The sequence below is a fragment of the Micromonospora sp. CPCC 205561 genome (assembly GCF_036906775.1).
Classification (GTDB): Bacteria; Actinomycetota; Actinomycetes; order Mycobacteriales; family Micromonosporaceae; genus Micromonospora.
The window spans coordinates 1-757 of the sequence record NZ_JBAKHV010000131.1 but is presented as its reverse complement, the minus strand read 5'-3'; the positions used below and the strand labels follow the sequence as shown (position 1 = coordinate 757).

The 757-nt window shown below is 72.7% G+C and carries 1 protein-coding gene; it reads left to right on the top strand.

Features of this window, described 5'->3' with window-relative positions; genetic code table 11:
• On the top strand, positions 1 to 757 hold a 757-nt coding region (locus V6V16_RS27750), incomplete at both ends, for a beta-ketoacyl synthase N-terminal-like domain-containing protein (RefSeq protein WP_334566897.1).

Genomic DNA, 757 nt, shown 5'->3' with positions numbered 1-757 from the left:
TCGGTTCGTGCCGTCGTTCACGGCGTTGCGTCCGAGCCGCCTGTTCACCGACATCCCCGAAGCGCAGGCGGCGATCGAGGCCGCGGCCCGGGCCGAAACCGGCCCCACCGACCAGGCCTCCGCACTGCGTGAGCGGCTGGCGGCCCTGACGCCGCCGGAGGTCGAGGCGTCCCTCCTGGACCTCGTACGCTCCCAGGTCGCCACGGTGCTCGGCCACGCCACCGTGGAGGCGGTGCGGCCGGACCGGCCGTTCCAGCGTCTCGGCTTCGACTCGCTCACCGCAGTCGAGCTGCGCAACCGGCTGACCGCCGCGACGGGCCTCGCGCTGCCCTCCACCCTGGTCTTCGACTACCCGACGCCGGCCGCCCTGGTCGCCTTCATCCGGGAGACCGTGCTCGGCGCCACGGGTGACGCGCCGGCCGACCGCAGGGTCGCCGCCGTGGACGACGACCCGATCGTGATCGTCGGAATGGGCTGCCGCCTTCCGGGTGGCGTCGCATCCCCGGACGAGTTGTGGCAACTGCTCTCCACGGGACGCGACGGCATCTCCGAGTTCCCCCTCGACCGGGGTTGGGACGGCTTCCTCAGCGGCGGGCTCTCCGACACGTCCTTCGTCCGCAGGGGTGGCTTCGTCTACGACGCCGGTGAGTTCGACGCCGAGTTCTTCGGCATCTCGCCGCGTGAGGCCCTCGCCATGGACCCGCAGCAGCGGCTGCTGCTGGAGACCTCGTGGGAGGCCGTCGAGTCGGCGGGCATC